Here is a 421-nt window from a genome sequence, read left to right as displayed (position 1 = left end):
GGCCGTAGGTTGCGACCAGAACCGGCATCACCGCCTCGCGGGCCGCATCCTGGTTGGCCAGCCAATGGTCGGCGGTGCGCTGGTAGTGGGTGCCGTCCAGCAGCCAGCGCTGATCGAGTCGCAGGTCGCGCTGGAAATGCAGCAGGGTGTCAGCGGCCGGCATCAGGCCGCCGGTGAAGAAGTGGCGCCCCATCCAGTTGTCGCCGCCCTCGGTCTCGAACGGGTACATCAACGTGCGATGGGCGAAGATGTGCACGAACAGCGCACCGTCGGGCTTCAGCCACTGCGCGATGTGCGCCAGCAGTCGCTGGTAGTTGCGCACATGCTCGAACATTTCCACCGAGACACAGCGATCGAAGCGTGCCGTGGGCAGCTCAAGCTGGTTGACGTCGCGGGTCAGTACCTCGACGTTGTGCAGGCC

At 65.6% G+C, this 421-nt stretch carries 1 protein-coding gene; it reads right to left on the bottom strand.

Annotated elements, in window-relative coordinates; all coding sequences use genetic code 11:
* Window positions 1-421 (bottom strand): cyclopropane-fatty-acyl-phospholipid synthase family protein (locus A9K58_RS18790; RefSeq protein WP_155760549.1); only part of this gene is annotated, 421 nt, incomplete at both ends.

Origin of the sequence: Stenotrophomonas maltophilia, assembly GCF_001676385.1 — a bacterium.
GTDB lineage: Bacteria > Pseudomonadota > Gammaproteobacteria > Xanthomonadales > Xanthomonadaceae > Stenotrophomonas > Stenotrophomonas maltophilia_J.
Note: the sequence above shows the minus strand (reverse complement) of the source record. Positions and strands in the feature narration are given on the sequence as shown.